27 protein-coding genes are annotated in these 23,658 nt (G+C 30.8%); 15 read left to right on the top strand and 12 right to left on the bottom strand.

Annotated features, from left to right (window positions below):
* Positions 1-77 precede the first annotated feature (77 nt).
* From ACQYZ7_RS08390 to ACQYZ7_RS08380, 3 genes are all read right to left on the bottom strand, one after another.
* Positions 78-665, bottom strand: coding sequence for a 2OG-Fe(II) oxygenase (locus tag ACQYZ7_RS08390; protein WP_430729322.1), 588 nt, complete (start codon positions 663-665; stop codon positions 78-80).
* A gap of 368 nt (positions 666-1,033) precedes the next feature.
* A complete protein-coding gene (locus tag ACQYZ7_RS08385; RefSeq protein ID WP_430729321.1) occupies positions 1,034-2,554 on the bottom strand; it encodes a TlpA family protein disulfide reductase in 1,521 nt (506 codons plus the stop codon).
* Positions 2,555-2,622: 68 nt separating this feature from the next.
* Positions 2,623-2,907: a hypothetical protein gene (locus ACQYZ7_RS08380; protein WP_430729320.1), complete on the bottom strand. Its 285-nt coding sequence runs from the start codon at positions 2,905-2,907 to the stop codon at positions 2,623-2,625.
* Positions 2,908-3,417: 510 nt separating this feature from the next.
* On the opposite strand from ACQYZ7_RS08380, the gene nadC reads away from it, so the two are divergent.
* The 8 genes from nadC to ACQYZ7_RS08340 all read left to right on the top strand — a co-directional run bounded on the left by nadC (position 3,418) and on the right by ACQYZ7_RS08340 (position 10,819).
* A complete protein-coding gene (gene nadC, locus ACQYZ7_RS08375) occupies positions 3,418-4,278 on the top strand; it encodes a carboxylating nicotinate-nucleotide diphosphorylase (protein ID WP_430729319.1) in 861 nt (286 codons plus the stop codon).
* 16 nt (positions 4,279-4,294) lie between these two features.
* Positions 4,295-6,397 carry a M3 family metallopeptidase gene (locus tag ACQYZ7_RS08370; protein WP_430729318.1) on the top strand — a complete coding sequence of 701 codons (2,103 nt, stop codon included), beginning with the start codon at positions 4,295-4,297 and terminating at the stop codon, positions 6,395-6,397.
* Positions 6,398-6,967: a pentapeptide repeat-containing protein gene (locus ACQYZ7_RS08365; protein ID WP_430729317.1), complete on the top strand. Its 570-nt coding sequence runs from the start codon at positions 6,398-6,400 to the stop codon at positions 6,965-6,967.
* 93 nt (positions 6,968-7,060) lie between these two features.
* Complete coding sequence (locus ACQYZ7_RS08360; protein ID WP_430729316.1) at positions 7,061-7,996, top strand: YihY/virulence factor BrkB family protein; 936 nt, start codon at positions 7,061-7,063, stop codon at positions 7,994-7,996.
* A 116-nt stretch (positions 7,997-8,112) separates the two neighbouring features.
* Positions 8,113-9,477 carry a histidine--tRNA ligase gene (gene hisS / locus ACQYZ7_RS08355; protein WP_430729315.1) on the top strand — a complete coding sequence of 455 codons (1,365 nt, stop codon included), beginning with the start codon at positions 8,113-8,115 and terminating at the stop codon, positions 9,475-9,477.
* 71 nt (positions 9,478-9,548) lie between these two features.
* Complete coding sequence (folE, locus tag ACQYZ7_RS08350; RefSeq protein ID WP_430729314.1) at positions 9,549-10,217, top strand: GTP cyclohydrolase I FolE; 669 nt, start codon at positions 9,549-9,551, stop codon at positions 10,215-10,217.
* A gap of 120 nt (positions 10,218-10,337) precedes the next feature.
* Entirely contained in the window at positions 10,338-10,529 is a 192-nt protein-coding gene (locus ACQYZ7_RS08345) for a cold-shock protein (protein WP_430729313.1), read from the top strand.
* A 95-nt stretch (positions 10,530-10,624) separates the two neighbouring features.
* Positions 10,625-10,819, top strand: a complete 195-nt coding sequence (locus ACQYZ7_RS08340) for a YwbE family protein (RefSeq protein ID WP_115902248.1) — start codon at positions 10,625-10,627, stop codon at positions 10,817-10,819.
* Between the two features lie 76 nt (positions 10,820-10,895).
* On the opposite strand, the gene ACQYZ7_RS08335 is transcribed toward ACQYZ7_RS08340, so the two are convergent.
* The 4 genes from ACQYZ7_RS08335 to mtaB are packed head-to-tail and all read right to left on the bottom strand — an operon-like array spanning position 10,896 to position 14,622.
* A complete protein-coding gene (locus ACQYZ7_RS08335; RefSeq protein ID WP_430729312.1) occupies positions 10,896-11,798 on the bottom strand; it encodes a lytic transglycosylase domain-containing protein in 903 nt (300 codons plus the stop codon).
* 35 nt (positions 11,799-11,833) lie between these two features.
* Positions 11,834-12,499, bottom strand: coding sequence for an alpha/beta hydrolase (locus ACQYZ7_RS08330; RefSeq protein WP_430729311.1), 666 nt, complete (start codon positions 12,497-12,499; stop codon positions 11,834-11,836).
* The gene (locus ACQYZ7_RS08325) at positions 12,499-13,251 is read right to left on the bottom strand and encodes a DUF6438 domain-containing protein (protein ID WP_430729310.1); all 753 of its coding nucleotides are present in this window, start codon (positions 13,249-13,251) and stop codon (positions 12,499-12,501) included. Before ACQYZ7_RS08325 ends, ACQYZ7_RS08330 begins: the two co-directional genes overlap by 1 nt.
* A 36-nt stretch (positions 13,252-13,287) precedes the next feature.
* Positions 13,288-14,622 carry a tRNA (N(6)-L-threonylcarbamoyladenosine(37)-C(2))-methylthiotransferase MtaB gene (mtaB, locus tag ACQYZ7_RS08320; RefSeq protein WP_430729309.1) on the bottom strand — a complete coding sequence of 445 codons (1,335 nt, stop codon included), beginning with the start codon at positions 14,620-14,622 and terminating at the stop codon, positions 13,288-13,290.
* 127 nt (positions 14,623-14,749) lie between these two features.
* Between mtaB and ACQYZ7_RS08315 the strand changes: the two genes are divergently transcribed.
* From ACQYZ7_RS08315 to ACQYZ7_RS08305, 3 genes are read left to right on the top strand one after another with little or no spacing between them, the layout of a single operon-like run.
* A complete protein-coding gene (locus ACQYZ7_RS08315) occupies positions 14,750-15,250 on the top strand; it encodes a GNAT family N-acetyltransferase (RefSeq protein ID WP_430729308.1) in 501 nt (166 codons plus the stop codon).
* Complete coding sequence (locus ACQYZ7_RS08310) at positions 15,247-15,564, top strand: antibiotic biosynthesis monooxygenase family protein (protein WP_430729307.1); 318 nt, start codon at positions 15,247-15,249, stop codon at positions 15,562-15,564. The genes ACQYZ7_RS08315 and ACQYZ7_RS08310 overlap by 4 nt, the downstream gene beginning before the upstream one ends.
* A gap of 46 nt (positions 15,565-15,610) precedes the next feature.
* Complete coding sequence (locus tag ACQYZ7_RS08305; protein WP_430729600.1) at positions 15,611-17,233, top strand: ABC transporter substrate-binding protein; 1,623 nt, start codon at positions 15,611-15,613, stop codon at positions 17,231-17,233.
* On the opposite strand, the gene ACQYZ7_RS08300 is transcribed toward ACQYZ7_RS08305, so the two are convergent.
* The 5 genes from ACQYZ7_RS08300 to ACQYZ7_RS08280 all read right to left on the bottom strand — a co-directional run bounded on the left by ACQYZ7_RS08300 (position 17,230) and on the right by ACQYZ7_RS08280 (position 19,939).
* Positions 17,230-17,964: a YggS family pyridoxal phosphate-dependent enzyme gene (locus ACQYZ7_RS08300; RefSeq protein WP_430729306.1), complete on the bottom strand. Its 735-nt coding sequence runs from the start codon at positions 17,962-17,964 to the stop codon at positions 17,230-17,232. The genes ACQYZ7_RS08305 and ACQYZ7_RS08300 overlap by 4 nt on opposite strands.
* Positions 17,957-18,682 (bottom strand): AAA family ATPase, encoded by a 726-nt coding sequence (locus ACQYZ7_RS08295; RefSeq protein ID WP_430729305.1) that lies wholly within the window; start codon positions 18,680-18,682, stop codon positions 17,957-17,959. The genes ACQYZ7_RS08300 and ACQYZ7_RS08295 overlap by 8 nt, the downstream gene beginning before the upstream one ends.
* Positions 18,683-18,772: 90 nt before the next feature.
* Positions 18,773-19,375 (bottom strand): MarR family winged helix-turn-helix transcriptional regulator, encoded by a 603-nt coding sequence (locus ACQYZ7_RS08290; RefSeq protein ID WP_430729304.1) that lies wholly within the window; start codon positions 19,373-19,375, stop codon positions 18,773-18,775.
* Positions 19,375-19,638 carry a DUF2024 family protein gene (locus ACQYZ7_RS08285; protein WP_430729303.1) on the bottom strand — a complete coding sequence of 88 codons (264 nt, stop codon included), beginning with the start codon at positions 19,636-19,638 and terminating at the stop codon, positions 19,375-19,377. Before ACQYZ7_RS08285 ends, ACQYZ7_RS08290 begins: the two co-directional genes overlap by 1 nt.
* Positions 19,639-19,705: 67 nt before the next feature.
* On the bottom strand, positions 19,706-19,939 hold the full coding sequence (locus ACQYZ7_RS08280) for a thioredoxin family protein (protein WP_430729302.1): 234 nt from the start codon (positions 19,937-19,939) through the stop codon (positions 19,706-19,708).
* A 314-nt stretch (positions 19,940-20,253) separates the two neighbouring features.
* On the opposite strand from ACQYZ7_RS08280, the gene ACQYZ7_RS08275 reads away from it, so the two are divergent.
* The 4 genes from ACQYZ7_RS08275 (at position 20,254) to ACQYZ7_RS08260 (ending at position 23,601) form a co-directional block, all read left to right on the top strand.
* A complete protein-coding gene (locus tag ACQYZ7_RS08275; RefSeq protein WP_430729301.1) occupies positions 20,254-22,044 on the top strand; it encodes a tetratricopeptide repeat-containing sensor histidine kinase in 1,791 nt (596 codons plus the stop codon).
* 8 nt (positions 22,045-22,052) lie between these two features.
* A complete protein-coding gene (locus ACQYZ7_RS08270) occupies positions 22,053-22,694 on the top strand; it encodes a response regulator (RefSeq protein WP_430729300.1) in 642 nt (213 codons plus the stop codon).
* A gap of 108 nt (positions 22,695-22,802) precedes the next feature.
* On the top strand, positions 22,803-23,144 hold the full coding sequence (locus ACQYZ7_RS08265; protein ID WP_430729299.1) for a hypothetical protein: 342 nt from the start codon (positions 22,803-22,805) through the stop codon (positions 23,142-23,144).
* 37 nt (positions 23,145-23,181) lie between these two features.
* Positions 23,182-23,601, top strand: coding sequence for a hypothetical protein (locus tag ACQYZ7_RS08260; RefSeq protein ID WP_430729298.1), 420 nt, complete (start codon positions 23,182-23,184; stop codon positions 23,599-23,601).
* Positions 23,602-23,658 lie beyond the last annotated feature (57 nt).

Here is a 23,658-nt window from a genome sequence, read left to right as displayed (position 1 = left end):
ATTTCTTAAAGAAATAAACCGCTAACTCCCAAGAACTAAGCACTAAAAACTAAGAACTAAGAACTAAAGACTAACCACTACCTATACGGAGGACCCGCAACCCAACCAACAATAGATTTACGAACCCCTTTGGTAATAGGAGTAACACGATGCATCATAAAAGAAGGAAAAACAATGATGGTACCTTTCTCTCTAGGAGCACTTACAATTTTCTGATTTAGCATAAACTGCAAGTCACCACCTTCATACTCATCGGGGTCAGATAACTGCATAGAAATACTCAACTTTCTATCAGAAATTTCACCTGCACCAAAATCCAAATGCCAATCAAAAAAATCACCCTCAGTATAGCTAGCCAATTGCAAACAATTATGAAACCCCAATAAATCAAACCAATACCGTTCGTTATTACATTTAATAGCCAAACCAGCCAATCGGTTGTAAATCCATTCGTTTTCAGGAGTATTATCAATAAACATCACATCACTTTTTCGAAGCTCATCATCATAACTATCTGCTCCGCTCAGCGTAGCTTTAATTTTTTCATTATCATCCCATAAATTAAGAATTCGTTCCGTTTCATGCGGAAGAAACAATCCGTTATAATGCACAAATTCAGCAAAATTATGTTTCAACGGAAGACCAAAAGGGTAGTTTATAGCCATGATATAAGAGTAGTTATAAGTTGAAAGAAAATTTCTTATTCTTTACAACACGTAAGTTTTAAAATTCGGTTAGTATTTAGAAAGCAAAATATAAAAAACAAACAAGAAGGAGTAAAAAACAGTCGTAAAAGCAAGAAAATTAACCAAGAGTGTCAAACCAGTTGATGCCTTTTGAGGCAAGAATATAGAAAACTGTCAGCTCGAGTGATTTTGAGGTACGAAAATCGTACATCGACTTCGCTCAGTAGAACTATCGAGAACTAATTTAAACGCAATAACTCCTTTTTTTTAAGAATAATGCATGCAAGGTTTTAATATTTAGTTATTTTAAAAAACCGAACTAAAATGTTCGGTTTTTATGTTTAATGTTACTTGCTTAAGTATTTATTCAAAAAAACAGTCAATTCATCACCTTTAGGACCAGGAGCATTTTCATGAAGGATTTTTCCTTGTTTATCAAGAAGTATGTATCTTGGAATATTAACTAATTTAATTGATTTTAAAAAGTTTGCACTCTCTTGATTTAGTACCATATAACTATGCTGATAACTTTCCATATTTTCAGCTTTTACAGCGTTCAACCAGCTGTCTTTGTTTTTGTCAATAGAAAGATAAAGGAAAGTGATTTTTTCTTTTGAAAACTTATTGATCACCTTTTGATAGTCTGGCATGGCTTCTCTACAAGGGAAACACCAACTTGCCCAAAAGTCGATAAATATGTAATTACCGTTGTTGTTCTTTATTAAATCATTCAAAGAACTTATTTCTTGATTATGATTTATAAGTTTTACATCATTCTTAATATTATCAAATATATCAATATTAAGTAAATACTTATCTTCTAGAATAGTATTTAGTCTATCATCTTGGTATTTGCTTTTAAACTCATTAAATTTTGATTTAGTAACATTAAAAGATTCGCCAAAGTTAATCATAGCTTCAATACTTAAAAACCGAGCATACTTTGTAAGAGAATCATTTAAATATACAGGAGCGTTATCAAAAGCTTCAACATAATTAACATATTCCTTTGAACGTGAATATGTAGGTTTAGATTTAATAACATTCTTTCTTAAGAAAGAAAGCATTATTGTTTTGGAATAAGGGTTTAAAAGAAGGCTGTCATTTATAAAAATGGTTGAATTTAGTTTGTTTTTAGCAGCTTTTGACTTAAAAAAACTATGAAATATAGATAGTTTATTATTATACTCTATCAAAGATTTATATTTTAAATGTTCTTTTAAATTATTAGGTAACTCTTCTTTTTTTAAAAAATCAATTTTGTACACGTAAAGTTTGTTTAATAGTTTAAAAAGAAGTTTTTCTTCTTTATGTTTAGAAGGGTAAATGTCTCTGTTTACTTTTACAGGATAGTTAATAAATTTTTGGTAATCATTATTACCTATCATTGGTCTTTTATTGTAATTTATAGAATAAAAGGTGTTAGTTAGTGAGTCTATTTGTTTTTTGAAGTTTTGATATGTACTATCTTGCTTCAATTTTTGAGAAGCTTCTTTGAACTTTTTGTTATTATGTTTGTAGGAGTTAACAGAATATTCTATTCTGTTTTCATAAGCTTTAATCTTAATGCTATCACCTTTACCTAAAAAAAGAGTATCGGGAACAATTTTTTTATGACTCAAATAAATAAATTCACTTTTATTTAATTTTATATTAATAGTGTCTATTTTCTTTTTTGATGTATATAGATCTTTTTCAATGTTTTGATAACTGTTCTCTTTTCTTAAAGCAATTATATTATCAGTATAGTTTTCTATACAAACAATTAATTCATTTTTAAGTTTAGGAACTTCATTGTCTTCTTTACTTTTACACGAAAAAAATAAGAATGCTAAAAATGTAAGTGAAATAGATTTTTTAAAAGTCATTTTTAATTTTTTATTTATTAAAGGAAAGGTTTTTAAACCTTTCCTTTAAGTTAGTTTAAACTGTGCTTTTAACAAGAGGCACAACAGTACCCTGAAGCATAGCTACCATCGTTATATTCTTGCTGAAGTTGATACGCAGATTGAGCATCTTCTACCGAATAAACTTTTGCAGACCAATGTCTAAAAGAACCATCTCCGTTTCTTACTGCAATTCTACAAGTTGATCCAGCAATACTGTGAAGTTCTTTCCTGTTAAGGATTGTAACTCCATTTAGATTAACAATTTTGTTTAGAATCAGTAATTTTTTTTTAAGAGTAGGATTTATTAAAGAACAATTTTTCTTTCTTTTCAAAAATATCTTTTAATAATAAATTTTTTGCTAAAAAAACCGTAAAAAAAGTAAGGTTTTTCCTTGTGTTTTTGTATTTATTGTCTGATTGTTAGTTTTTTAGTGTGTTTTTAGGAGAAGAAACTCAACTTACAGACATTACTTTTTAGTTTATTTTTATAAATTTTAAAATTTAGAAATAAAATATTGGTTGTCAGTGTGGTATGTAAAAAAGAACAACGCAAAGTTTGATAAATGGTTTTCAGTGAAAACTGAAAAATTCCTAAGAAAAAGTGTCTTTTCTTTTGATTCTTTTCTTTGAACAAGCAAAGAAAACGAATAAATCATGGTAAGGGAAAATAAACCAAACCAAACCCATACAATACACACAAAGTAGTAGAAAATGAAAATGAACCTGTAACAGGTTTAGAATTTTGTTAGTAAAGAAACAGTAAAAATTACTAAAACAATAAGTAGAAAACTCAAAACAGAGAACTAAAAATAGTTGTATTTTTACGTCAATAATTCAAAACTATGATTTCAAAAGAACAATTTAATAAAGAGTTAGATTTAATTATAACCAACGCTATTAGAGAAGATATAGGAGATGGAGATCACACATCATTATCATGCATTCCTGCCGATGCAAAAGGTAAAGCAAAGCTATTAGTAAAAGACGAAGGAGTAATTGCAGGGGTAGCGTTTGCTAAAATGGTGTTTAATTATGTTGACCCAGAATTAGAAGTAGAAACCTTAATAAATGATGGAGAAACAGTAAAGTATGGAGATATTGTTTTTTACGTATCAGGAAAATCACAATCCATATTAATGGCAGAACGTTTGGTGTTAAATGCTATGCAACGTATGAGTGCAATAGCAACCAAAACTAAGTTTTTTGCAGACCTGTTAGAAGGAACCAAAACAAAGGTGTTAGACACTCGTAAAACAACACCAGGAATCCGTGCTTTAGAAAAATGGGCAGTAAAAATAGGAGGTGGAGAAAATCATCGATTTGCCTTATACGATATGGTAATGATTAAAGACAATCATATCGATTTTGCAGGTGGAATTACACAAGCAATAACCAAGACTAAGAAATACCTAGCGGAAAAAGGACTAGATATTAAAATTATTGTGGAAGCACGCAGTTTAGAAGAAATTGAAGAAATTTTACAAAACGAAGGGGTGTATAGAATTTTGATAGATAATTTTAACTATGAAGATACCCGAAAGGCGGTAGCAATGATAGGAGATACTTGTTTAACAGAATCTTCTGGAGGAATTAACGAAAAGACTATTAGAGAGTATGCAGAGTGTGGTGTTGATTTTATTTCGTCTGGTGCCTTAACACATTCAGTATATAATATGGATTTAAGCTTAAAAGCAGTCGATTAATATAACTTACTACATCATGAAAAAACAACTATTACTCATAGCAACGCTAGTAGTAGCTATGTCGTGTAAAACAGAGCAAACTAAAAAAGAAACCACTTCAAACATGGTAGAAAACCCATTATTAGTAAAAAGCAGTTTACCTTATGGTGCACCTGATTTTACCAAAATAAAAAACGAACACTTTATGCCTGCAATTTTAAAAGGTATGGAAGTTCAAAATGAAGAAATTGCTAAAATTATAGCAAATACAGAAGCTCCAACATTTGAAAATACAATTATAGCTTTTGAAGAAAGTAGCAAAACGTTAGATAATGTTGAGGCAGTTTTTTATGCTTTAGCAGGAGCACATACGAACGATACGATTAAAGACAATCAAAAAGAATTAGCTCCAAAGTTTTCTAAACACAACGATGAAATTTTATTAAACACCAAGTTGTTTGAAAAAATAAAATTTATATATTTTAATTTAGAATCTTTAGGTTTAGATGCAGAAGATGAACACTTGGTAAAAGAACAATATAAAAAGTTTGTAAAAGCAGGTGCTAACTTATCTGAAGAAAAGAAAAACGAGTTAAAAGAAATCAATGCAGAATTAGCAAGTTTATCTAACGACTTCGGAAAAAAGTTATTAGATGCTAGCAAAAAAGGAGGTTTAACGGTTGCAGATAAAGAACAGTTAAAAGGACTTTCAGAAGAAACAATTAAAGGGTTAGAGAAAGACGGAAAGTACGAAATCCAATTAATCAATACCACGCAACAACCTTTATTACAAACTTTAGAAAATAGAGAAGTTCGTAAACAATTGTTCGAAAAATCTATTCACAGAACAGATGCGGGTGAATACGATACAAGCGATTTAGTAAAGAAAATGGCTTCGTTACGTGCTAAGAAAGCACAAATTTTAGGTTTTGACAACTTTGCTAGTTGGAGCTTACAAGGAACAATGGCTTCTACACCAGATAAAGTTTTTGAAATGTTCAACGGATTAATTCCTGGTTCATTAGAAAAAGTAGCTACTGAAACGAAAGAAATTCAAGCAGAAATTAACAAAGAAGGAAACGACTTTACTTTAGCACCATACGATTGGAATCATTTTGCTGAAAAAGTTCGTAAGTCTAAGTACAACTTAAATGAAGATGAGGTAAAACCATACTTTGAGTTAACCAATGTGTTAGAAAAAGGAGTGTTTTATGCGGCAACAAAATTATACGGAATTACCTTTAAAAAGCGTACCGACATTCCTACCTATCACCCAGATGTGGTAGTGTATGAAATTTTTGAAGAAGATGGTAGTAAGTTAGGATTGTTCTACGGAGACTTCTTTGCAAGAGATAGTAAAAGAGGAGGAGCGTGGATGAGTGCTTTTGTAAAACAATCTAAATTAAGAGGACAAAAGCCAGTAATCTACAATGTTTGTAACTATCCAAAACCAGGAGAAGGAGAACCAGCACTAATTAGTTTTGATAATGTAGAAACTACCTTTCATGAGTTCGGACATGCGTTACACGGTTTATTCGGGAATCAAAAATATGCATCAATTTCAGGAACAAGTACTGCAAGAGATTTTGTAGAGTTCCCGTCGCAGTTTAACGAAAACTGGGCAACACATCCAGAGGTGTTAAACAACTATGCATTGCATTATAAAACAGGAGAAGTAATTCCTGATGCATTATTACAAAAAATTAAAGATGCAGGAACGTTCAATCAAGGATATTCAATTATTGAAAACTTAGCATCTTCTAATTTAGATATGCAATGGCACACTATTTCAGCAGATACTACTATTGATGATGTAGCTAAATTTGAAGAAGAGGCATTGGCTAAAATGAAGTTAAAGATTAATGAGGTACCACCAAGATATCGTTCAACGTATTTTGCACATATTTTTAGTGGAGGATATGGTGCAGGATATTACTCGTATTTATGGACAGAAATGTTAAGTCACGATGCGTACGATTGGTTTAAAAACAACGGATTGTTAACTAGAGAAAACGGTCAGAAGTTTAGAGAACAAATCTTATCGAAAGGAAACACGATGGATTATGCAGAAATGTATCGTGTTTTTGCAGGAAGAGATCCACAGGCAGAACCAATGCTAAAAGCAAGAGGGTTACAATAAATGAATGATTTCTTTGACAACGAAACATTTACAAAAGTTGATTTTACAGTAACAAAAATCAACAAAGGAGAATATGACAGCTGTACGTTTGAGAATTGCAATTTCGAGAACGTACATGCTTCAAATATTGAATTTTTAGAGTGTGAGTTTATCAACTGTAATTTTAGTAATACAGTGGTAAACCACACTTTTTTTAAAGATTGCACTTTTGAAAATTGTAAAATGCTTGGGGTAAAGTTTAATGAATGCAACAACTTTTTGCTAGAAATGAGCTTTCATAACTGCCAGCTAAACTTATCTTCTTTTTACCAATTAAAAATTCCTACTACAAAATTTATAAGTTGTAATTTGCAAGAAGTAGATTTTGTTGAAGCTGACTTAAGTAGAGGTGTCTTTAAAGATTGTGATTTAAAAGGAGCAATTTTTGATCAGACGAATTTGAAAAAAGCAGATTTTACAACTGCTACTAATTTTGCAATCGATCCTGAAAATAATAGGGTTAAAAAAGCAAAATTTTCTAATGAAAATATTGCAGGACTATTGTATAAATATGGTATTGTGGTGGAGTAATGTAGTTGAGGTTATTAAAGTAACAAAGTTGAAAGTGAAAAACGAAAAATTAAAAGCTAATAGCATAGAGCTAAAAGCCAACAGCTAACGAAAATGACTAAACACATAGAAGAAAGCCTTGAGAAAATTCCAGTAATTAACTGGCTCGTAGCCTTTGGGAAGAAAATAAAAATTCCAGGGTTAGAAGGAATGTCTTTATATGATGTACTCGAAATGTACTTTATTGGTATTGTAAAAGGAGCACTAACAACAAGAGCAGGAGGTATTGCTTTTAGTTTTTTTATGGCAATTTTTCCATTCTTATTATTCATTTTAACGCTGATTCCATACATTCCAATCGAAGGGTTTCAAGATGGTTTATTATCGTTAATGCAAGAAGCACTACCACCAAAAACCTTTGAAGCGGTAGATTTTGTTATAAAAGATATTATTAACAATCAATACGGTGGATTATTATCTTTCGGTTTTTTAGCGTCTATCTTTTTAATGACCAATGGTGTGAATGCGATATTTGGCGGATTTGAATATTCTTATCATGTAACCGAAGTAAGAAATGTTTTAAGAGCCTATTTTATTTCGTTAGCAGTATCGTTGCTAATGTCTTTTTTCTTAATCGTAACGGTAACACTCATTATTTTTTATCAAATAGCCTTAACAAGAATTCACAAAATTGGATGGTTAAACACAGGAGACTTAGACTTGTTTTACTACGGAAGAGGTTTCTTGTTTTTAGTGATGATTTTTACCATTGTATCCTTACTCTTTAGATACGGAACTAAACAAGGTAAAGATGTAAAATTCTTTTCTCCAGGAGCAATTCTAACTACGGTAGTATCTATGTTTACTTTTTATTTATTTGGGATCTACGTAGTAAAATTTGCACAATACAACCAATTATACGGATCAATAGGTACTTTACTGGTTTTAATGCTATTCGTTTGGCTAAATGCAATTATTTTACTCTTAGGATTCGAGCTAAACGCTACAATTTACCGTTTAAAACGCAAAAATAAAGCGAGAGCTAAATAACATTTTTCTTCATATTTTTTCGGATATTTGCAGGCTAAATAGAACAATAAACAATTATCAATAAACAATAATCATAAACTGATTACTGGTAATTGATAAATGATAATTAAAAGAATATGAAACCAGGAATCCCAAAAGGAACAAGAGATTTTTCATCAACAGAAGTAGCAAAAAGAAACTATATTTTTAATACGATTAAACAGTCGTTTGAAAATTTTGGATTTCAACCTATTGAAACGCCAAGTTTTGAAAACTCTTCTACATTGATGGGAAAATATGGTGAAGAAGGGGATAGATTGATTTTTAAAATCTTGAATTCTGGTGATTATTTAAAGAAAGTAGATGAAAACTTATTGGCAGATAAAGACAGTCAAAAAGTTACTTCAAAAATTTCTGAAAAAGCATTGCGTTACGATTTAACAGTTCCGTTTGCACGTTACGTAGTACAACACCAAAACGAAATTACATTTCCATTTAAACGTTACCAAATTCAACCAGTTTGGAGAGCAGATAGACCACAAAAAGGACGTTTCCGTGAGTTTTATCAATGTGATGCTGATGTGGTTGGAAGTACTTCATTATGGCAAGAAGTTGAGTTTGTACAATTATATGATACTGTTTTTAGTAAGTTAGGATTAAAAGGTACGACTATCAAAATTAACAACCGAAAGATATTATCTGGAATTGCTGAGGTAATTGGAGCATCAGACAAATTAATTGATTTTACAGTTGCTTTAGATAAGTTAGATAAAGTAGGGAAAGACGGTGTGGTTAAGGAGATGTTGGAGAAAGGAATTTCTGCTGAAGCCATTGAAAAAGTTGATCCGTTATTTAATTTTTTTGGAAGTAATCAAGATAAGTTAGCTTCTTTAGAGGCAATGCTACAGGGTTCGGAAGAAGGATTGCAAGGAGTGGCTGATTTAAGAACCGTAGTTAATAATGTAGAAAGTTTAGGACTAGATTCAGCAAGCTTAGAGTTAGATGTAACACTAGCTCGTGGATTGAATTATTACACAGGAGCTATTTATGAAGTAGGAGCACCAGAAAGTGTAAAGATGGGATCTATAGGAGGTGGAGGTCGTTATGACGACTTGACAGGAATTTTTGGTTTAAAAGATGTTTCTGGAGTAGGAATTTCTTTTGGATTGGACAGAATTTACTTGGTAATGGAAGAATTAGGACTGTTTGAGGCAGTAGCATTACCAAAACCAAAAGTATTGTTCTTAAACTTTGAAGAAAACGAAAGTTTAGATAAAATAAAAGCCATTAAAACATTAAGACAAAACAACATAAAGTCAGAAATGTATCCAGATGTGGCAAGCAGTAACAACCAGCAAAAAAAGCAATGGAAGTATGCTACAAGTAGAGAAATAGAGTTTGTAGTAACTACCGTTGAAAATGGTACGCTTGTTGTTAAAAGTATGTCGACAGGAGAGCAAACCACTTGTTCTTTAGATGAATTGATAAATAAAGTGCAGTAAATTACGAACAATGTTGTAAATTTGCGCCCTACTAATTTTAGATAGAAATGTTTGAAGTGAACAACAACAAAATGAATGACGATAGCATAGATGAAATAGGAGAGAACCACATTGGTACGTCGGCGAAGACGCCTTTACGTGCGGATGCTTTCGATATTTCTGACAACGAAAAAATTGATAAAATTCAAGAGAGCGTTAAAGAAATTCTTGAAACATTAGGAATGGATTTAACTGACGATAGCATGCAAGGTACTCCAAAAAGAGTAGCAAAAGCTTTCGTAAACGAGTTGTTTATGGGGTTAAACCCACAAAATAAACCAGAAGCGTCAACATTTGACAATACATATAAGTATGGTGAAATGTTAGTTGAAAAAAACATTATTGTATATTCAACATGTGAGCATCACTTATTACCAATCATTGGTAGAGCACATGTGGCGTATATTTCAAATGGTAAAGTAATCGGTTTATCTAAGATGAATCGTATTGTTGAGTATTATGCTAAGCGTCCGCAAGTACAAGAGCGTTTAACAATGCAAGTTGTACAGGCAATGCAAGAAGCTTTAGGAACTCAAGATGTTGCATGTGTTATAGATGCAAAACACCTATGTGTTAATTCACGAGGAATTAAAGATATAGAAAGTAGTACGGTAACTGCTGAATTTGGTGGAGCGTTTAAAAACAAAGAAACCAAACGTGAATTTTTAGATTACATTAAATTAAATACTGATTTTCATTAGAAGAAAGTTGTTAAGTAAAAGAAAATGAGTGTTTTATCTGTTGTTAAATAATTTGGCACTACATTTGTATTACAATAAATGTTACAGACACTTAAGTAAGTAACATATTAATTTTTTATAATGAATAAAGGTATAGTAAAATTCTTCAACGAATCAAAAGGATTTGGATTTATTACAGAAGAAGGATCAAACAAAGAACATTTTGTACATGTTTCAGGATTAATCGACGAAGTTCGTGAAAACGACGAGGTTGAATTCGATTTACAAGAAGGAAAAAAAGGATTAAACGCAGTAAACGTACGAGTATTATAATATATATAGTTATTACTAGTTAGTTTTTTAATGAGTAAAGCCTATCAATCTTGATAGGCTTTCTTATTTTTTGTATTTAAAAATAATTTAATAAAATGAAAAACGGTAACCATAAAAAAGATATTACCATAGGAGCAAAAGTTGAAGTTGTACAGAAACACCATCAAAGAACCGGTGAATTAACAAATGGTGTAGTAAGTAAAATTTTAACCAAATCAGCAACCCATCCTCACGGAATTAAAGTACAATTAGACTCTGGGATTGTAGGCAGAGTAAAAAAAGTTTTATAAATAGCTATTACGTTATTTTTAATAAGGATAAATTATTAGCGGAAAATAAAATGTAAACTAAAAGTGTTTGCTCCTGTTATTGTACAGGAATTTTAATTTCGTATAATTTTCTACTACGATTATTTAACTTGTTTTCTCGTAACCAAGAGTTATGTAGCTTAAGCTCTTTGTAGGTAATTCCGAACTTTTTAGCAAATAAAGCAATGTTACTAATAGCAGTGTCTACTTTTACAGTATATGTTTCAGGTAGTGTATACAAATCTTCTTGGTCGAAAACAAAACCATACTCTTTAGGATTAGAAATAATTTCTTTTAAAGCTAAGACTCTAAAAACATAACGTTCAGTCTCATCAGGTAATAAGGCATCATAGTAGCTAGTTACTCCTTGAGCATCTAATCTTTTAGAAACCCCATAGTTACCAGCGTTATAAGCTGCCGCTGCAAGTGTCCAAGAACCAAAACGCTCTTTTGATTTTTTTAAGTATTCAGCAGCTACTTTGGTAGATTTTTCTATATGGTAACGCTCATCAACGTTGCTGTTAATTTCTAACCCATACTCTCTACCTGTTTGCTTCATAAAGTGCCACATACCAGCTGCTCCTACATGTGATGTTTCATCAATAAATCCACTTTCAGCCAATGCCAAAAATTTAAAATCATCAGGTAATCCGTATTTTTCTAACAAAGGTTCTAAAATAGGAAAGTATTTATTAGCACGCTTTATAAGTAATAATCCGTTAGACTGCCAATAAGTATTTACCAACAGCTCACGATCCATTCGTTCTCTAATGTCAGGTTTTTCAATAGGAACTCGTTCACCCGCCAAGTTTAAATCGTTAGGTAACTTTAAAGCTTTAACCTCATAGCTTTCAGCTACATTTTTAATGGTTGGTTCGTTTGATTTACTTATAGTATTGGTAAATAAAATTCCAATAAATACTATAGTTAAGATAGATAAGAAGCGGATTGACTTGTTCATTTTTCTTTTAGTTTTGTTAAAGTTGTGTAATGGTTCTAATCCATCAAAAAACATTCCTTTTTTAATATTTTAGAAATAGTTTTTGCTTTGTTAAGTATCATTACATGCGTACCATTTTCAATTTCAATTGAATTTTTAATATATTTTATAGGAAAAACTTCATCTTTTTTTCCGTGAATGTGAATTATACCGGGAATAGATTCTTCTTGTTTCCAGTGTAATACGTTGTATATAGCCCATTGCAAATACTCTTTGTCTCTTACTGATAGATATATTTTATATAACTCAGCTCGTTTTTTTAAATAATCATTAAAAAAATAACGCTCATAACTTTCAATATTTGAAATAACTTTTGAAGGGAAAAGTTTATAGGCCTTTGTTATTTGTACAAGTTTAAAACGTTTAGGAAATTCTTTATTGCTTTTAACGCTTGATATTATAATTATTTTTTCACAATTAATAATTTTGCTCATTTCTTGTACCACAATACCGCCAAAAGAAACTCCAATTAATATAGGGTTTTTATGTTGGATTTTAGCACATAATCTTTGTGCATAATCTTGAATACTTTCATCGATAGATGTTGGTAGCATCCAATCTAAAAAGTGGAGTTTAAAATGTTCCTCTGGTAAAGATATATGCTCAAATATTTTGATATTGGCAGCTAAACCAGGAACAAAATACAAGTGAGTTTTAGGCATTATTCAATAAACTTTTTGTCTAACAAAATACCATCTATATATTCATGTACATCAATAAGTTCATCAGGAATGTCTTTCCATAAACGAATTAAGATTTGTTTTCCGTCATGAACAATATAAGTGCTAGATAAATCTGGGATTTTAGGGTTGTTATATACGTCTTTAAAGCTTTTAAATTTTTTTTTATCAAGTTTTTCGTTTAATTCTTGTAGTTGTTTTTCTGAAAGAGTGAATTTTTGAATACCTTCTACAAGCACATATTTAACTCCGTTATAAACTACATTTCCTTCTTTATCAATAGAAACTGTATACACTGGGCAATCGCCAAAACATTGTGTTTTGATAATCCTTAAAAGATTATTTTTTTCTTCGGAAATAATGTCAGTCAAATTCTCTTCTGAGTTACTATTAACTGATCTAAACTCTCCGCTTTCTTGTAATTTATTAATCCAAAACTCGCGTTTTCCTTCTGGGACTTCAACAATAGCTATTTTTGAAGCATCAGTTTCATAAGCCATTTTACTCCAAGTTAAGCCGCTATTTTTTATAAGTGATTTTACATCATCGATACTTTTAGCATTTTTAAGAACAACAATTAACTCATTTTGAGGAGCTACAGGTTTTGCAACTTCTTCTTCCTCTTCAATGATTGTTTCTTTTACTGTGGGTTCTGTTACTTTGGTTTCAGAATTTTTTTTAGGAATACCACAAGAAATTCCCAAGGCTAAAAAAGAGTATAATAAGTACCTCATAGGTAGTTTTTTTGATTATGTGAACTAGTTGACAAGTTAAGCAATAACTTCTGCATCCACAAAATCAAAACGAACTAAACCGTCTTCATCTATTTTTGTTAAGGTAACAGTGTGTAATGTATTTACCAATTCTGGATTCCAAGGAGCCTTAACTTTTACATAGTTTTCTGTAAAACCGTAAATATATCCCTCTTTGTTTTCACTTTCAAATAAAACTGTTAAGGTATTCCCTAACTGACTTTCATAAAAAGCTCTACGTTTTTTAACAGATAATCCGCGTAGCATTTTACTACGTTTTGCACGTGTCTTCTTAGGAACAACGCCATCCATTTCTACAGCTTCTGTATTTGGTCTTTCAGAATATGTGAAAACATGTAAGTAAGAAATGTCTAAGTCAGTTAAGTAATTGTAGGTTTCTAAGAATAACTCATCTGTTTCACCAGGAAAACCAACAATAACATCTACACCAATACAAGCATTTGGCATTACTTCTTTAATCTTTGTAACTCTATCAGTATATACTTTTCGTAAGTAACGACGCTTCATTTTCTTTAACAGTTCATCACTACCAGATTGTAGTGGAATGTGAAAATGCGGAACAAATGTGTTTGAGTTTGAAACAAAATCAATCGTTTCATCTTTTAATAAATTAGGCTCAATTGAAGAGATTCGTAAACGATTAATCCCTTCCACTTTATCAAGTGCTTGTACTAACTCTAAAAATGTATGTTCGTGTTTTTTATTACCGAATTCTCCTTTTCCGTAGTCACCAATATTTACTCCTGTTAAAACGATTTCTTTAATTCCTTTTTCAGAAATTTCTTTAGCATTTTTTAATACGTTTTCTAACGTATCACTTCGTGAAATTCCACGTGCTAACGGAATGGTACAATAAGTACACTTATAATCACATCCATCTTGTACTTTTAAGAAGGCACGAGTACGATCTCCAATAGAATAAGAACCTACATAGAAGTCGGCATCTTCAATCTCGCAAGAATGTACTTCACCAATATCATTTTTGGTTAAGTCGTTAATGTAGCTAGTTACATTAAACTTTTCAGTAGCTCCTAATACTAAATCTACACCATCAACAGCAGCTAATTCTTCAGGCTTTAATTGCGCATAACATCCTACACCAATAACAAAAGCTTCTTCATTTTTCTTTAGGGCAGATTTTACAATGCTTTTAAAACGTTTGTCAGCATTGTCTGTTACAGAACAAGTATTAATTACATATATATCTGCTTTCTCTTCAAACTCAACACGCTCAAACCCTTCATTAACAAAGTTTCTGGAAATGGTTGAGGTTTCTGAAAAATTTAATTTACAACCTAGTGTGTAAAAAGCCACTTTCTTATCTACATTCATCTTTTCTCTGTCCTAAATAAAAAACAAAAGCCTTGTACAAGTCTTTAATTTTTTAGAAGTTCGTATAGTTTATTTAATCTACTACTGCTTAAAGCAGTTTTGGGTTTGCAAAAGTACGATAATATTCATGATTTTTGAAACGAAAAGATTACTTATTCGAAAGCTTCAAGTTGTTGATATAGAACCTTTTTATGAGTTAGAAAGTAACCCTAAAGTATTGCAATATGCAACAGGGGAGCCTAAAAATTTAGAAGAAAGTAAAGAGGATTTAAAACAGCTTATAGCACGATACACTAATAAGGAAAATGATTTTTGGATATATGCCATAGAACGTAAGTTAGACAATGAATTTGTAGGTACGGTTGCTTTGGTAAAAGATGAAGAAGGAAATGATGAAATAGGATATCGGTTTATAGAACGATACTGGGGAAATGGCTTTGCAACGGAACTTTGTGAAGGATTGATACACTATTGTAAATCGGTAGGAATGAAAAAACTTATTGGGTGTGTGGTAGATGAAAATGTAGCTTCAGCTAAAATATTAGAGCGATTTAACTTTGTTGTGATAGAGAAATTTATAAGTGACGATATTGGCTTACCAGAAACAAAATATGAACTAATTTTATGATAGTAGATAACTTAAAACCTCCATATTACGCAGTAATTTTTAGCACAACTCTTTCAGATGATACAGAAGGATATTATGAAATGGCTGAAAAAATGGAGAATCTAGCTAAAAAACAAGAAGGTTATCTTGGAATTGAATCAGCTAGAAGTGATGTTGGAATTACGGTTTCGTATTGGGAAAGTTTGGAAGCTATTACAAAATGGAAAAATAATATAGAGCATACTGAAGCTAGAAATATAGGAAGAGAGAGATGGTATAAAAAATATCAACTTCGAATAAGCAAAGTAGAAAGAGAGTATGGGTTTGAGAAATAAGAAAAGAGAAATAAGAAAAGAGAACAGAGAGAAGAGACAAGAGATGATGTTAGTTCGAGAGCAGCCGAGAACTTTTACTTTCTATGTTCTTGTTTTTTTTGTTTTGCTAATGATTTCTTGCAAAAAGAGAGCGTCGCAGTTTAACGATTCACAAGTTTTTCGCTATAACGAGCATTCAAATATTACCTCATTAGATCCTGCTTTTGCAAAAGATCAACGAAATATTTGGGCTGTAAATCAGCTGTACAATGGGTTAGTAGAGCTGGATGATAGTTTGCAAGTGCAACCCTCAATAGCTAAGAATTGGACAATTTCTGAAGATGGAAGAACTTACCAGTTTCATTTAAGAAATGATGTATTATTTCACAAACACAAACTGTTTGGAAAAGACTCTACAAGAAATGTGATAGCCGAAGATTTTGAATATTCTTTTAATCGATTACTTGATAAGGATGTGGCGTCTCCAGGAGGTTGGGTATTACAAAATGTGGAAAACTTCAAAGCAGAGAGTGATTCTGTTTTTACCATCAATTTAAAGCAACCTTTTCCACCTTTTTTAGGTTTGTTGGCTATGAAATATTGTTCTGTTGTACCAAAAGAAGCAGTTGATTATTTTGGGAATGAGTTTAGAGCAAATCCGATAGGAACAGGACCTTTCCATTTTAAACTTTGGGTAGAAAATACCAAGTTGGTACTACGAAAAAACCCACTCTATTTTGAAAAAGATAAAAATGGAAAACAACTCCCGTATTTAGAAGCAGTAGCAGTTACTTTTTTACCAGATAAACAAAGTGAGTTTTTACAGTTTATTCAAGGAAATATAGATTTTATGAAGAGTTTGGACGCTTCGTATAAAGATGATATTCTAAACACTGATGGAACATTAAAAGAAAAATATGCTTCTAAAATAAATATGCAAACAGGAGCGTATTTAAACACAGAATATTTAGGAATTTATTTAGATGGAGAAGAAGAACACCCAACAAAATCGAAATTGATACGACAAGCTATAAATTTTGGGTTTGATAGGGAGAAGATGATAAAATTTTTGAGAAACGGAATCGGTAGTCCTGCTACAAGTGGATTCATTCCGAAAGGATTGCCTTCATTCAATAACCAACAAGGATATTCATATAAACCCGAAGAAGCTAAGAAGTTAGTCGCGCAATACAAACAAGAAACAGGGAATGAGAATCCACAAATAGCCATTACAACCAATAGTAACTATTTAGATTTGTGTGAGTTTATTCAACGTGAATTACAAAAAATAGGAATAGTGACTAAAGTAGATGTGATTCCACCTTCAACATTGCGCCAAGGAAAAGCAAATGGTAAGTTGCCTATTTTTAGAGCAAGTTGGATTGCTGATTACCCTGATGCGGAAAACTACGTGTCGCTATTTTATAGCAAAAATTTTACTCCTAATGGACCTAACTACACGCACTTTAAAAATGACTTTTTTGATAGGTTGTATGGGCAATCTATCAAAGAAGTAGATGTAAAAAGACGTTATAAACTATATCAAAAAATGGATAGTATTATTATTGCTGAGGCTCCAATTGTACCATTATATTATGATGAGGTAATTCGTTTTACACAGAAAAATGTTAAAGGTTTAGGAATTAATCCTATTGATTTATTGAATTTAAAAAGAGTACAGAAAAATTAAGCGTTACTTTTTGTTTCGTTCCAGTAATAGCTATCAGGGTAGATACGCTCTCCAAAAATAGCTGTTCCAACACGCACAATAGTAGCACCTTCTTCAATAGCGATTTCTAAATCACCACTCATTCCCATGGAGAGTTCTTTCATAGCTACATTAGGAATTTGTAGTGCCTTGATTTTTTCTTGAAGCTGTTTTAAAAGGCGAAAACATTTTCGAACTTCGTCGGATTCTGAGCTTAGTAAACCAATGGTCATTAATCCCTTTATATGAATGTTTTTAAGCTTAGATATTTCTTTTACAAGCTCAATAGTTTCCTCTGGATTGGCTCCGAATTTGCTTTCTTCAAAAGAAGTGTTTACTTGTATGTAGACATCAATTTCTTTTTCTTCAAAAATCAACCGTTGATGTAATTTTTGAGCTACTGACAAACGATCGATAGATTCAATACAGCTAGCCCATTTTATAACTTCTTTAATCTTGTTACTTTGTAAGTGACCAATAAAATGTACTTCAGGTTGTAAGTGCTTTATTGCATTACACTTTTGCTTTAATTCTTGTACTTTATTTTCACCCACAAGAGTTTCACCTTGTTCTAAAGCAAAATTTATTTTATCAGTATTTACTGTTTTTGTAGCTAGTAACAATCGAACATCTTTTGGGTTTTTGTTAGTTTTCTTACAAGCAAATTGTATTCTTTGATGAATAATGCTAAGGTTGTTTTGAATATTATCCATTTACGAATTGATTGTTCAGTTCTTCTTTTTCAATAATTTTATTTTTTACAGCTCGAAGAGTAATGTCTTTTGCTTCTGCATACGATATATCGTACACACGATTTACTTTTCTAAACTCTTCTGGGAATTGTTGCAGTAACGTTTCGTAATAGCTGTCTAAATCTGATTCACTAGGTGCTTCGAATTTAAGTTTTAACTGAAAACGTCTTAAAAGTACGGTATCTATAACACTAGAGTGATTGGTAGCAGCAATTAATAAAACATCGTTAGGTAATTGATCTATTAATTGAATTACAGTATTTACCAATCGTTTCATCTCGCTAGAGTCTTTGCTGTCATAATCACGAGCTTTACCGATGTAATCAAATTCATCTAAAAATAGCACAGCACTTTCTCTTGTAGCTTTTTTAAAAACTTCGGAAATATTTTTAGCTGTTTCTCCTAGTTTTGAAGAAACAATGCTACCCAAATTAAGTATGATAATTTTTTTATCAAGCTTTTTGGCAATAGCTTTAGCGGTGGTAGTTTTACCACAACCAGTATGTCCGAATAATAAAATCTTATTATCAACGGGGAGTTTGTATTGATTCAAAACACCTACGTATTTAAACTCTTTTAGTAGTTGCTGTAGCGTATTTTTGTTTTCATTACTAAGATGAACTTCATCTAGTTCTATAGTTGTTTCTTTCGATTGAAGAATCAAGTTATGTATAGCCATTTTATAATTTTTTATCAAAAAAAAAGGTTGTACGTAATAAATTAAACCTTTTAACATACCGTTAAGAAGTAGGATTGATGCTTTAAAATATTAACTTTTAAATTCATGTTCAGGACAATCAATTCTCAACTCTTTAGAAGCTAATTTAGATTGTAACAGTTTACAAAAATGTTCGTTGTTTTCATTTTGATAATAAGAGCAAGTAAAGCACATTCGTTGTATAGTTATAACTCCTGCTTGATTTAGTTGGTATATTACTTTTAAGAGCCCTGCTAGTATATCTTTCTTTTGATCTTCAGGTAATGAACTTAACGGTTGCTCTATATTAAGTGTAAAATTAGCTGATTTCTCTGCTATTTGTTTTCCTTGATTGGTTAAACCAATAATATAACTTCTAGTATCGCTAGGGGTATTAAACTTTTGAACTAATTCTTTTTTTAATAAAACTCTAATACTATCACTAATGGTAGCTTTAGTCATATTAAATTCTTCAGCTAAATAACTCACTTTGCATTTTTCTTCAGAGTGAAATAGTAAAAAAATTAGAATTTGAATTTGGATAGGGCTTAAAGAGTTCTCCTTACTTTCGCTCCAAAGAAGTACTCTGAAAGCCTCAGAAATTCGTTCTAAAGCCACAACTATTTTACTTTCAATTTTAGTGTTTTGCTGATTTAAGTCAAAAGGAGATTTCATTACTTACAGTTTTCCATTTCGTATATAAAACACCCTTTTTTATGTATAAAATCTTCCCATTCGGGTTTGAGTATTTCAATATGGCAAAATACACATTCTTTTGAAGATAGTTCTAGGTTTTCTAGACCTTTAGTTCTTAAATATTCTTTACCATAATTAAAAATTATGCTAGTGTCTTTCATGTTAGAAGGTGCAATAATATCAAAATGCATTATTTTACCATCTTTCTTAGTTACATAAGTATCCCAAACAGCTACTTCCATTTTATATAATTTAAAATATTAAAAGCTCTACAAGATTAGGAATCCTAACTTTGTAGAGCAAAAAAAATTATCCTTTAACATCTTCCATTGAAGCTCCAAAATTAATATGGAGAACATTACCTGTAGGAGTTACCAAAGCAGGGACAGATTTTACACCTGCATTTTCTGCTTCTAAAATTCGATTTTTGTCTTCACCGAAGTGAACTACTTCAACATTGTCTAAACCAATTAGATTTATAATGTCTTGTTCTGCACTAACACAAACAGGACAACCTGCGTGATAAAAAATAGATTTACTCATAATTATATTGATTTTAAATTTCAATACAAATATAGTTAGGTTTCCTAACTAATAAAAATTTAAAAGATAAAATTTTATAAAAGAATAATAACTGTTTCAGTACTCTTAGTTCAAGAGCCAGTGTTTAAAAAGAATAAAGTTGCTAATAGTTAATTATGAAATAAAAATGTTGTGTAATTTTAGCGATTCTAATTGTTTGGAGAAAAGATTTAATAATTGAGATGAGAATAGGTTACTTAAGAGGAAAAAAAACAAGATTATTGTTTGTAAAACAAGTTATAATCACAGTTTTTGTGTTTTTTACATTCAAAGCGATGTCACAGTCGGGAGGAATGCAGGGATTTAAAGCTTTTGGAGTAAACCCTACAATTCCTAATGATTCTCTTTTTTCAAAAATAAATAAAGCAAAAAATTTTAAGGCTAAATACGAGGCCACTTTTGATCTTATTGAGTTTCACAGAGAAAAAGGGAACTTAGACTCTATAATATACTATGGAAATAAGCTGTATACAGAAACAACTAAGAATAAATTAATAAATAAAGAAAATCATTTATCTAAGGTCTCTAGTATAATTGCTGAAGGAAAATTAGAAAAGGGACTTTTTGATGAAGCTTTAAAGTGGTTTTTTAAAGGAATAGAGCATTCAAACAGTAACCCGAATGATGAGTTATTTGTTAAAAATAGAATAGGATTAGGAACTGTAAAATATGTAAGAGGAAAAAAGGAGGAAGGAAAAGCAATTTTAGAACAATGTATTGAAAATGCTCCAAACGAAAAGCTAAAGCATGATGCTTTTTTTGAACTAGGGTTTGTTTATTATGCAAAGAATGAGTTAGAAAAGGCAAAAGAAAACTATAACAAGGCGAAACTATTTTATGTGTCAGATGGCTTTGTGAAAGAAACGCTAAAAACTGACCTATGGCTTGGTAGAATATTACAAAAAGAAAACAAAACAAAGGAAGCATTAGATCTTTGTTACAATGTTTTTAATGAATCATTATCTAGAGGTTACTTTACTTTATATGCTAAAGCAGGTAATGTAATAGGCAGTATTTACTTGAAAAAAGAAGATTATGAAAATGCAAAAACAATATTATCTACAGTATACATAAACTCTATTCAGTGGGGAAATTTAGAAATAGAAAGAAGAGCCGTTTTAGGCCTTCAAAATGCTTATGCTGAAACAGGAGACTATAAAAATGCACATGCTTTAATGACACAGTTAAATCGTGTAAACAATGAAATTTTAGTAAGTCAGAACAAACAGCAGGTAAATGAATTAGAAGTACAGTATAAAACATTAGAGCAAAAGCAGGAGATAGAGCGACAAAAAACGATGAAGACATATATTTTAATAGCTTTTCTCATTGTATTAATACCTGTACTTGCTTTATTGTATGTATACTACCAAAAACTACAAACACAAAGTAAACTTAATAAAACATTAGAAGAAGTAAACCAACAAAAAATAACTACGTTACTTAAAGATCAAGAGTTAAAACTGGTAAAAGCTTCGCTTGAAGGGCAAAACAACGAAAGAAAACGTATTGCTAGAGAGTTACACGATAGTATTGGAGGAAACTTAGCAACTATAAAATTACAATTATCAAATAAGAGTAAACTAGAGCAAGAGAACCTTATTAAGCAAGTAGATGAAACATACAACCAGGTAAGAGAGTTATCTCATAATTTAATGCCTAAAAAGTTTAAAGATTCTGCCTTCACAACAATTATAACAGAATATATAAACAATGTTAAATCATTATTTAAGGGACAAATAACTTTACAGATACATCCAGTTGAAGAAGTTGATCAAGTGGATGAAAACTTAAAAGTGGAGCTTTATAAAATAATTCAAGAATTATTAACCAATGCTTTAAAACATGCAAAAGCAACACAAATAGACATTCAACTTTCTGTATTTAATAATACAATACAGTTACTTTTTGAAGATGACGGTGTTGGTTTTGATCAAGAAAAAGTAAAATACGGACTGGGGTTTCAAAATTTAAAAGATAGATTAAAAACAATTAAAGGGAATATATTAATAAACTCTTTTCCTAAAAGAGGAACAGTAATAGATATAAATGTACCTTTAAATTAATATACACGATGACTTATAATATTATTTTAGTTGATGACCATAAAATGTTTTTAGACGGATTGTTAAACATTTTTAATAATGAAGATGTTTATAATATTTTACTTACAGCAAATAGCGGTGAAAATGTAATAAAGTATATAAAAACAAACCCAAATCAACATATAGATATTGTTATTAGTGATATTTCTATGCCAGACATAGACGGTATTACATTGAACGATTATATAAAAAAGGAACGTTCAGACATAAAAACATTAATTGTTAGTATGCATACAGATACAGGTATGATAGATGCATTAATAAAGAATAATGTTGACGGATACCTGTCTAAAAATGCAACACAATCAGAATTACTACAAGCTGTACAAACTATTCTTAATGGTGAAAAATATTTTTCACAGTCTGTAAGAGAAGCTTACATGGAAAATGTTTTTAATAAAAGAAAAGAAACTACTGTAATGCTAACAGCAAGAGAAAAAGATGTACTTAAATTAATTGCTGAAGAATATACTACACAAGAAATAGCGGATAAACTCTTTTTAAGTAAACATACTATTGAAAGCTATAGAAAAAATTTAATATCTAAACTCAACGTAAAAAACCTAGCAGGACTAACGAAATATGCAATAAAACTAGGCTTAGTAGAGTAATAATTCGGCTCACCCCTGAAAACAGGGTAATAACTTTCACTAGTTTCAGTCTATTAGAATAATAGATACTGTCTCATCTTTGTACCATAATTATTAAGTAATAAAGTTATGGTCATTTTTGGATGGCGAGAAGCCAAAATAAGTATACAACCTATCAACAATCATAGTTGCAGTTATTGCAATACACCAGAGCGTTTATTTATTCAAGTAAACAGGTTGTATTTACATATATTTTGGATTCCTGTTATTCCATTATATAAAAAAACATATAGTATTTGTGGGCATTGTAAATTAGAAATGAGCAAAAGTCAAATGCCACCAGATTTACAAAGAAAAGCCAAAGACTATAAGCAAACAAGTAAAACTCCTTGGTGGATGTTTTCAGGACTTATAATCGTAACTTTTTTAATGCTGTTTATGTTTTCTTCAGCGCTTTTAATTCATAAATAATAAAAATCAATATAAACCATTTAAATTTTAATTAAACATGATTTACGGAATCTCATTAGTATTTTTAAGTATTGTGGCAGTGCCATCTTTAATCTTATCAAAAAAACCGAATGCCAAAGAATTACTAGAAAAAATAGAGCCTTATCAAGGATGGATTGGTCTTATTTTCTGTATTTGGGGAATTTGGGGAATTATTTCAGCTGTTTTAAACATAGGTTGGTTAACTACAGTACCAATATGGTGGGGTACCTTTTTAGCAGGAAGTATTGTTGAAGCAGGATTAGGCTTTATGTTAGGATACGGAATGATAAATAAGTTATTATTATCAAAAAATCCTGAAGCTAGAGAAAAAGCAGAAAAACTGAGAGGGAAGATTGCACCAAAACAAGGAAAATTAGGGTTATTAGGAATAGCTGTAGGAGTATGGATGATCGTTGCTTCATTCATCTTTATATAAGCTAACTAAATAAAGAAAGAGAAAAAACATAACATTGTAAACTAAGGCTTAAATAAG

The sequence above is a fragment of the Tenacibaculum sp. SDUM215027 genome, from assembly GCF_050566205.1.
In the GTDB taxonomy this organism is placed as follows: Bacteria; Bacteroidota; Bacteroidia; order Flavobacteriales; family Flavobacteriaceae; genus Polaribacter.
Note: the sequence above shows the minus strand (reverse complement) of the source record. Positions and strands in the feature narration are given on the sequence as shown.

Coding starts and splice junctions, on each gene's coding strand:
- ACQYZ7_RS08390 (WP_430729322.1), bottom strand. CDS start 665: ATGGCTATAAACTACCCTTTTGGTCTTCCGTTGAAACATAATTTTGCT.
- ACQYZ7_RS08385 (WP_430729321.1), bottom strand. CDS start 2,554: ATGACTTTTAAAAAATCTATTTCACTTACATTTTTAGCATTCTTATTT.
- nadC (WP_430729319.1), top strand. CDS start 3,418: ATGATTTCAAAAGAACAATTTAATAAAGAGTTAGATTTAATTATAACC.
- ACQYZ7_RS08370 (WP_430729318.1), top strand. CDS start 4,295: ATGAAAAAACAACTATTACTCATAGCAACGCTAGTAGTAGCTATGTCG.
- ACQYZ7_RS08365 (WP_430729317.1), top strand. CDS start 6,398: ATGAATGATTTCTTTGACAACGAAACATTTACAAAAGTTGATTTTACA.
- ACQYZ7_RS08360 (WP_430729316.1), top strand. CDS start 7,061: ATGACTAAACACATAGAAGAAAGCCTTGAGAAAATTCCAGTAATTAAC.
- hisS (WP_430729315.1), top strand. CDS start 8,113: ATGAAACCAGGAATCCCAAAAGGAACAAGAGATTTTTCATCAACAGAA.
- folE (WP_430729314.1), top strand. CDS start 9,549: ATGAATGACGATAGCATAGATGAAATAGGAGAGAACCACATTGGTACG.
- ACQYZ7_RS08345 (WP_430729313.1), top strand. CDS start 10,338: ATGAATAAAGGTATAGTAAAATTCTTCAACGAATCAAAAGGATTTGGA.
- ACQYZ7_RS08340 (WP_115902248.1), top strand. CDS start 10,625: ATGAAAAACGGTAACCATAAAAAAGATATTACCATAGGAGCAAAAGTT.
- ACQYZ7_RS08335 (WP_430729312.1), bottom strand. CDS start 11,798: ATGAACAAGTCAATCCGCTTCTTATCTATCTTAACTATAGTATTTATT.
- ACQYZ7_RS08330 (WP_430729311.1), bottom strand. CDS start 12,499: ATGCCTAAAACTCACTTGTATTTTGTTCCTGGTTTAGCTGCCAATATC.
- ACQYZ7_RS08325 (WP_430729310.1), bottom strand. CDS start 13,251: ATGAGGTACTTATTATACTCTTTTTTAGCCTTGGGAATTTCTTGTGGT.
- mtaB (WP_430729309.1), bottom strand. CDS start 14,622: ATGAATGTAGATAAGAAAGTGGCTTTTTACACACTAGGTTGTAAATTA.
- ACQYZ7_RS08315 (WP_430729308.1), top strand. CDS start 14,750: ATGATTTTTGAAACGAAAAGATTACTTATTCGAAAGCTTCAAGTTGTT.
- ACQYZ7_RS08310 (WP_430729307.1), top strand. CDS start 15,247: ATGATAGTAGATAACTTAAAACCTCCATATTACGCAGTAATTTTTAGC.
- ACQYZ7_RS08305 (WP_430729600.1), top strand. CDS start 15,611: ATGTTAGTTCGAGAGCAGCCGAGAACTTTTACTTTCTATGTTCTTGTT.
- ACQYZ7_RS08300 (WP_430729306.1), bottom strand. CDS start 17,964: ATGGATAATATTCAAAACAACCTTAGCATTATTCATCAAAGAATACAA.
- ACQYZ7_RS08295 (WP_430729305.1), bottom strand. CDS start 18,682: ATGGCTATACATAACTTGATTCTTCAATCGAAAGAAACAACTATAGAA.
- ACQYZ7_RS08290 (WP_430729304.1), bottom strand. CDS start 19,375: ATGAAATCTCCTTTTGACTTAAATCAGCAAAACACTAAAATTGAAAGT.
- ACQYZ7_RS08285 (WP_430729303.1), bottom strand. CDS start 19,638: ATGGAAGTAGCTGTTTGGGATACTTATGTAACTAAGAAAGATGGTAAA.
- ACQYZ7_RS08280 (WP_430729302.1), bottom strand. CDS start 19,939: ATGAGTAAATCTATTTTTTATCACGCAGGTTGTCCTGTTTGTGTTAGT.
- ACQYZ7_RS08275 (WP_430729301.1), top strand. CDS start 20,254: ATGTCACAGTCGGGAGGAATGCAGGGATTTAAAGCTTTTGGAGTAAAC.
- ACQYZ7_RS08270 (WP_430729300.1), top strand. CDS start 22,053: ATGACTTATAATATTATTTTAGTTGATGACCATAAAATGTTTTTAGAC.
- ACQYZ7_RS08265 (WP_430729299.1), top strand. CDS start 22,803: ATGGTCATTTTTGGATGGCGAGAAGCCAAAATAAGTATACAACCTATC.
- ACQYZ7_RS08260 (WP_430729298.1), top strand. CDS start 23,182: ATGATTTACGGAATCTCATTAGTATTTTTAAGTATTGTGGCAGTGCCA.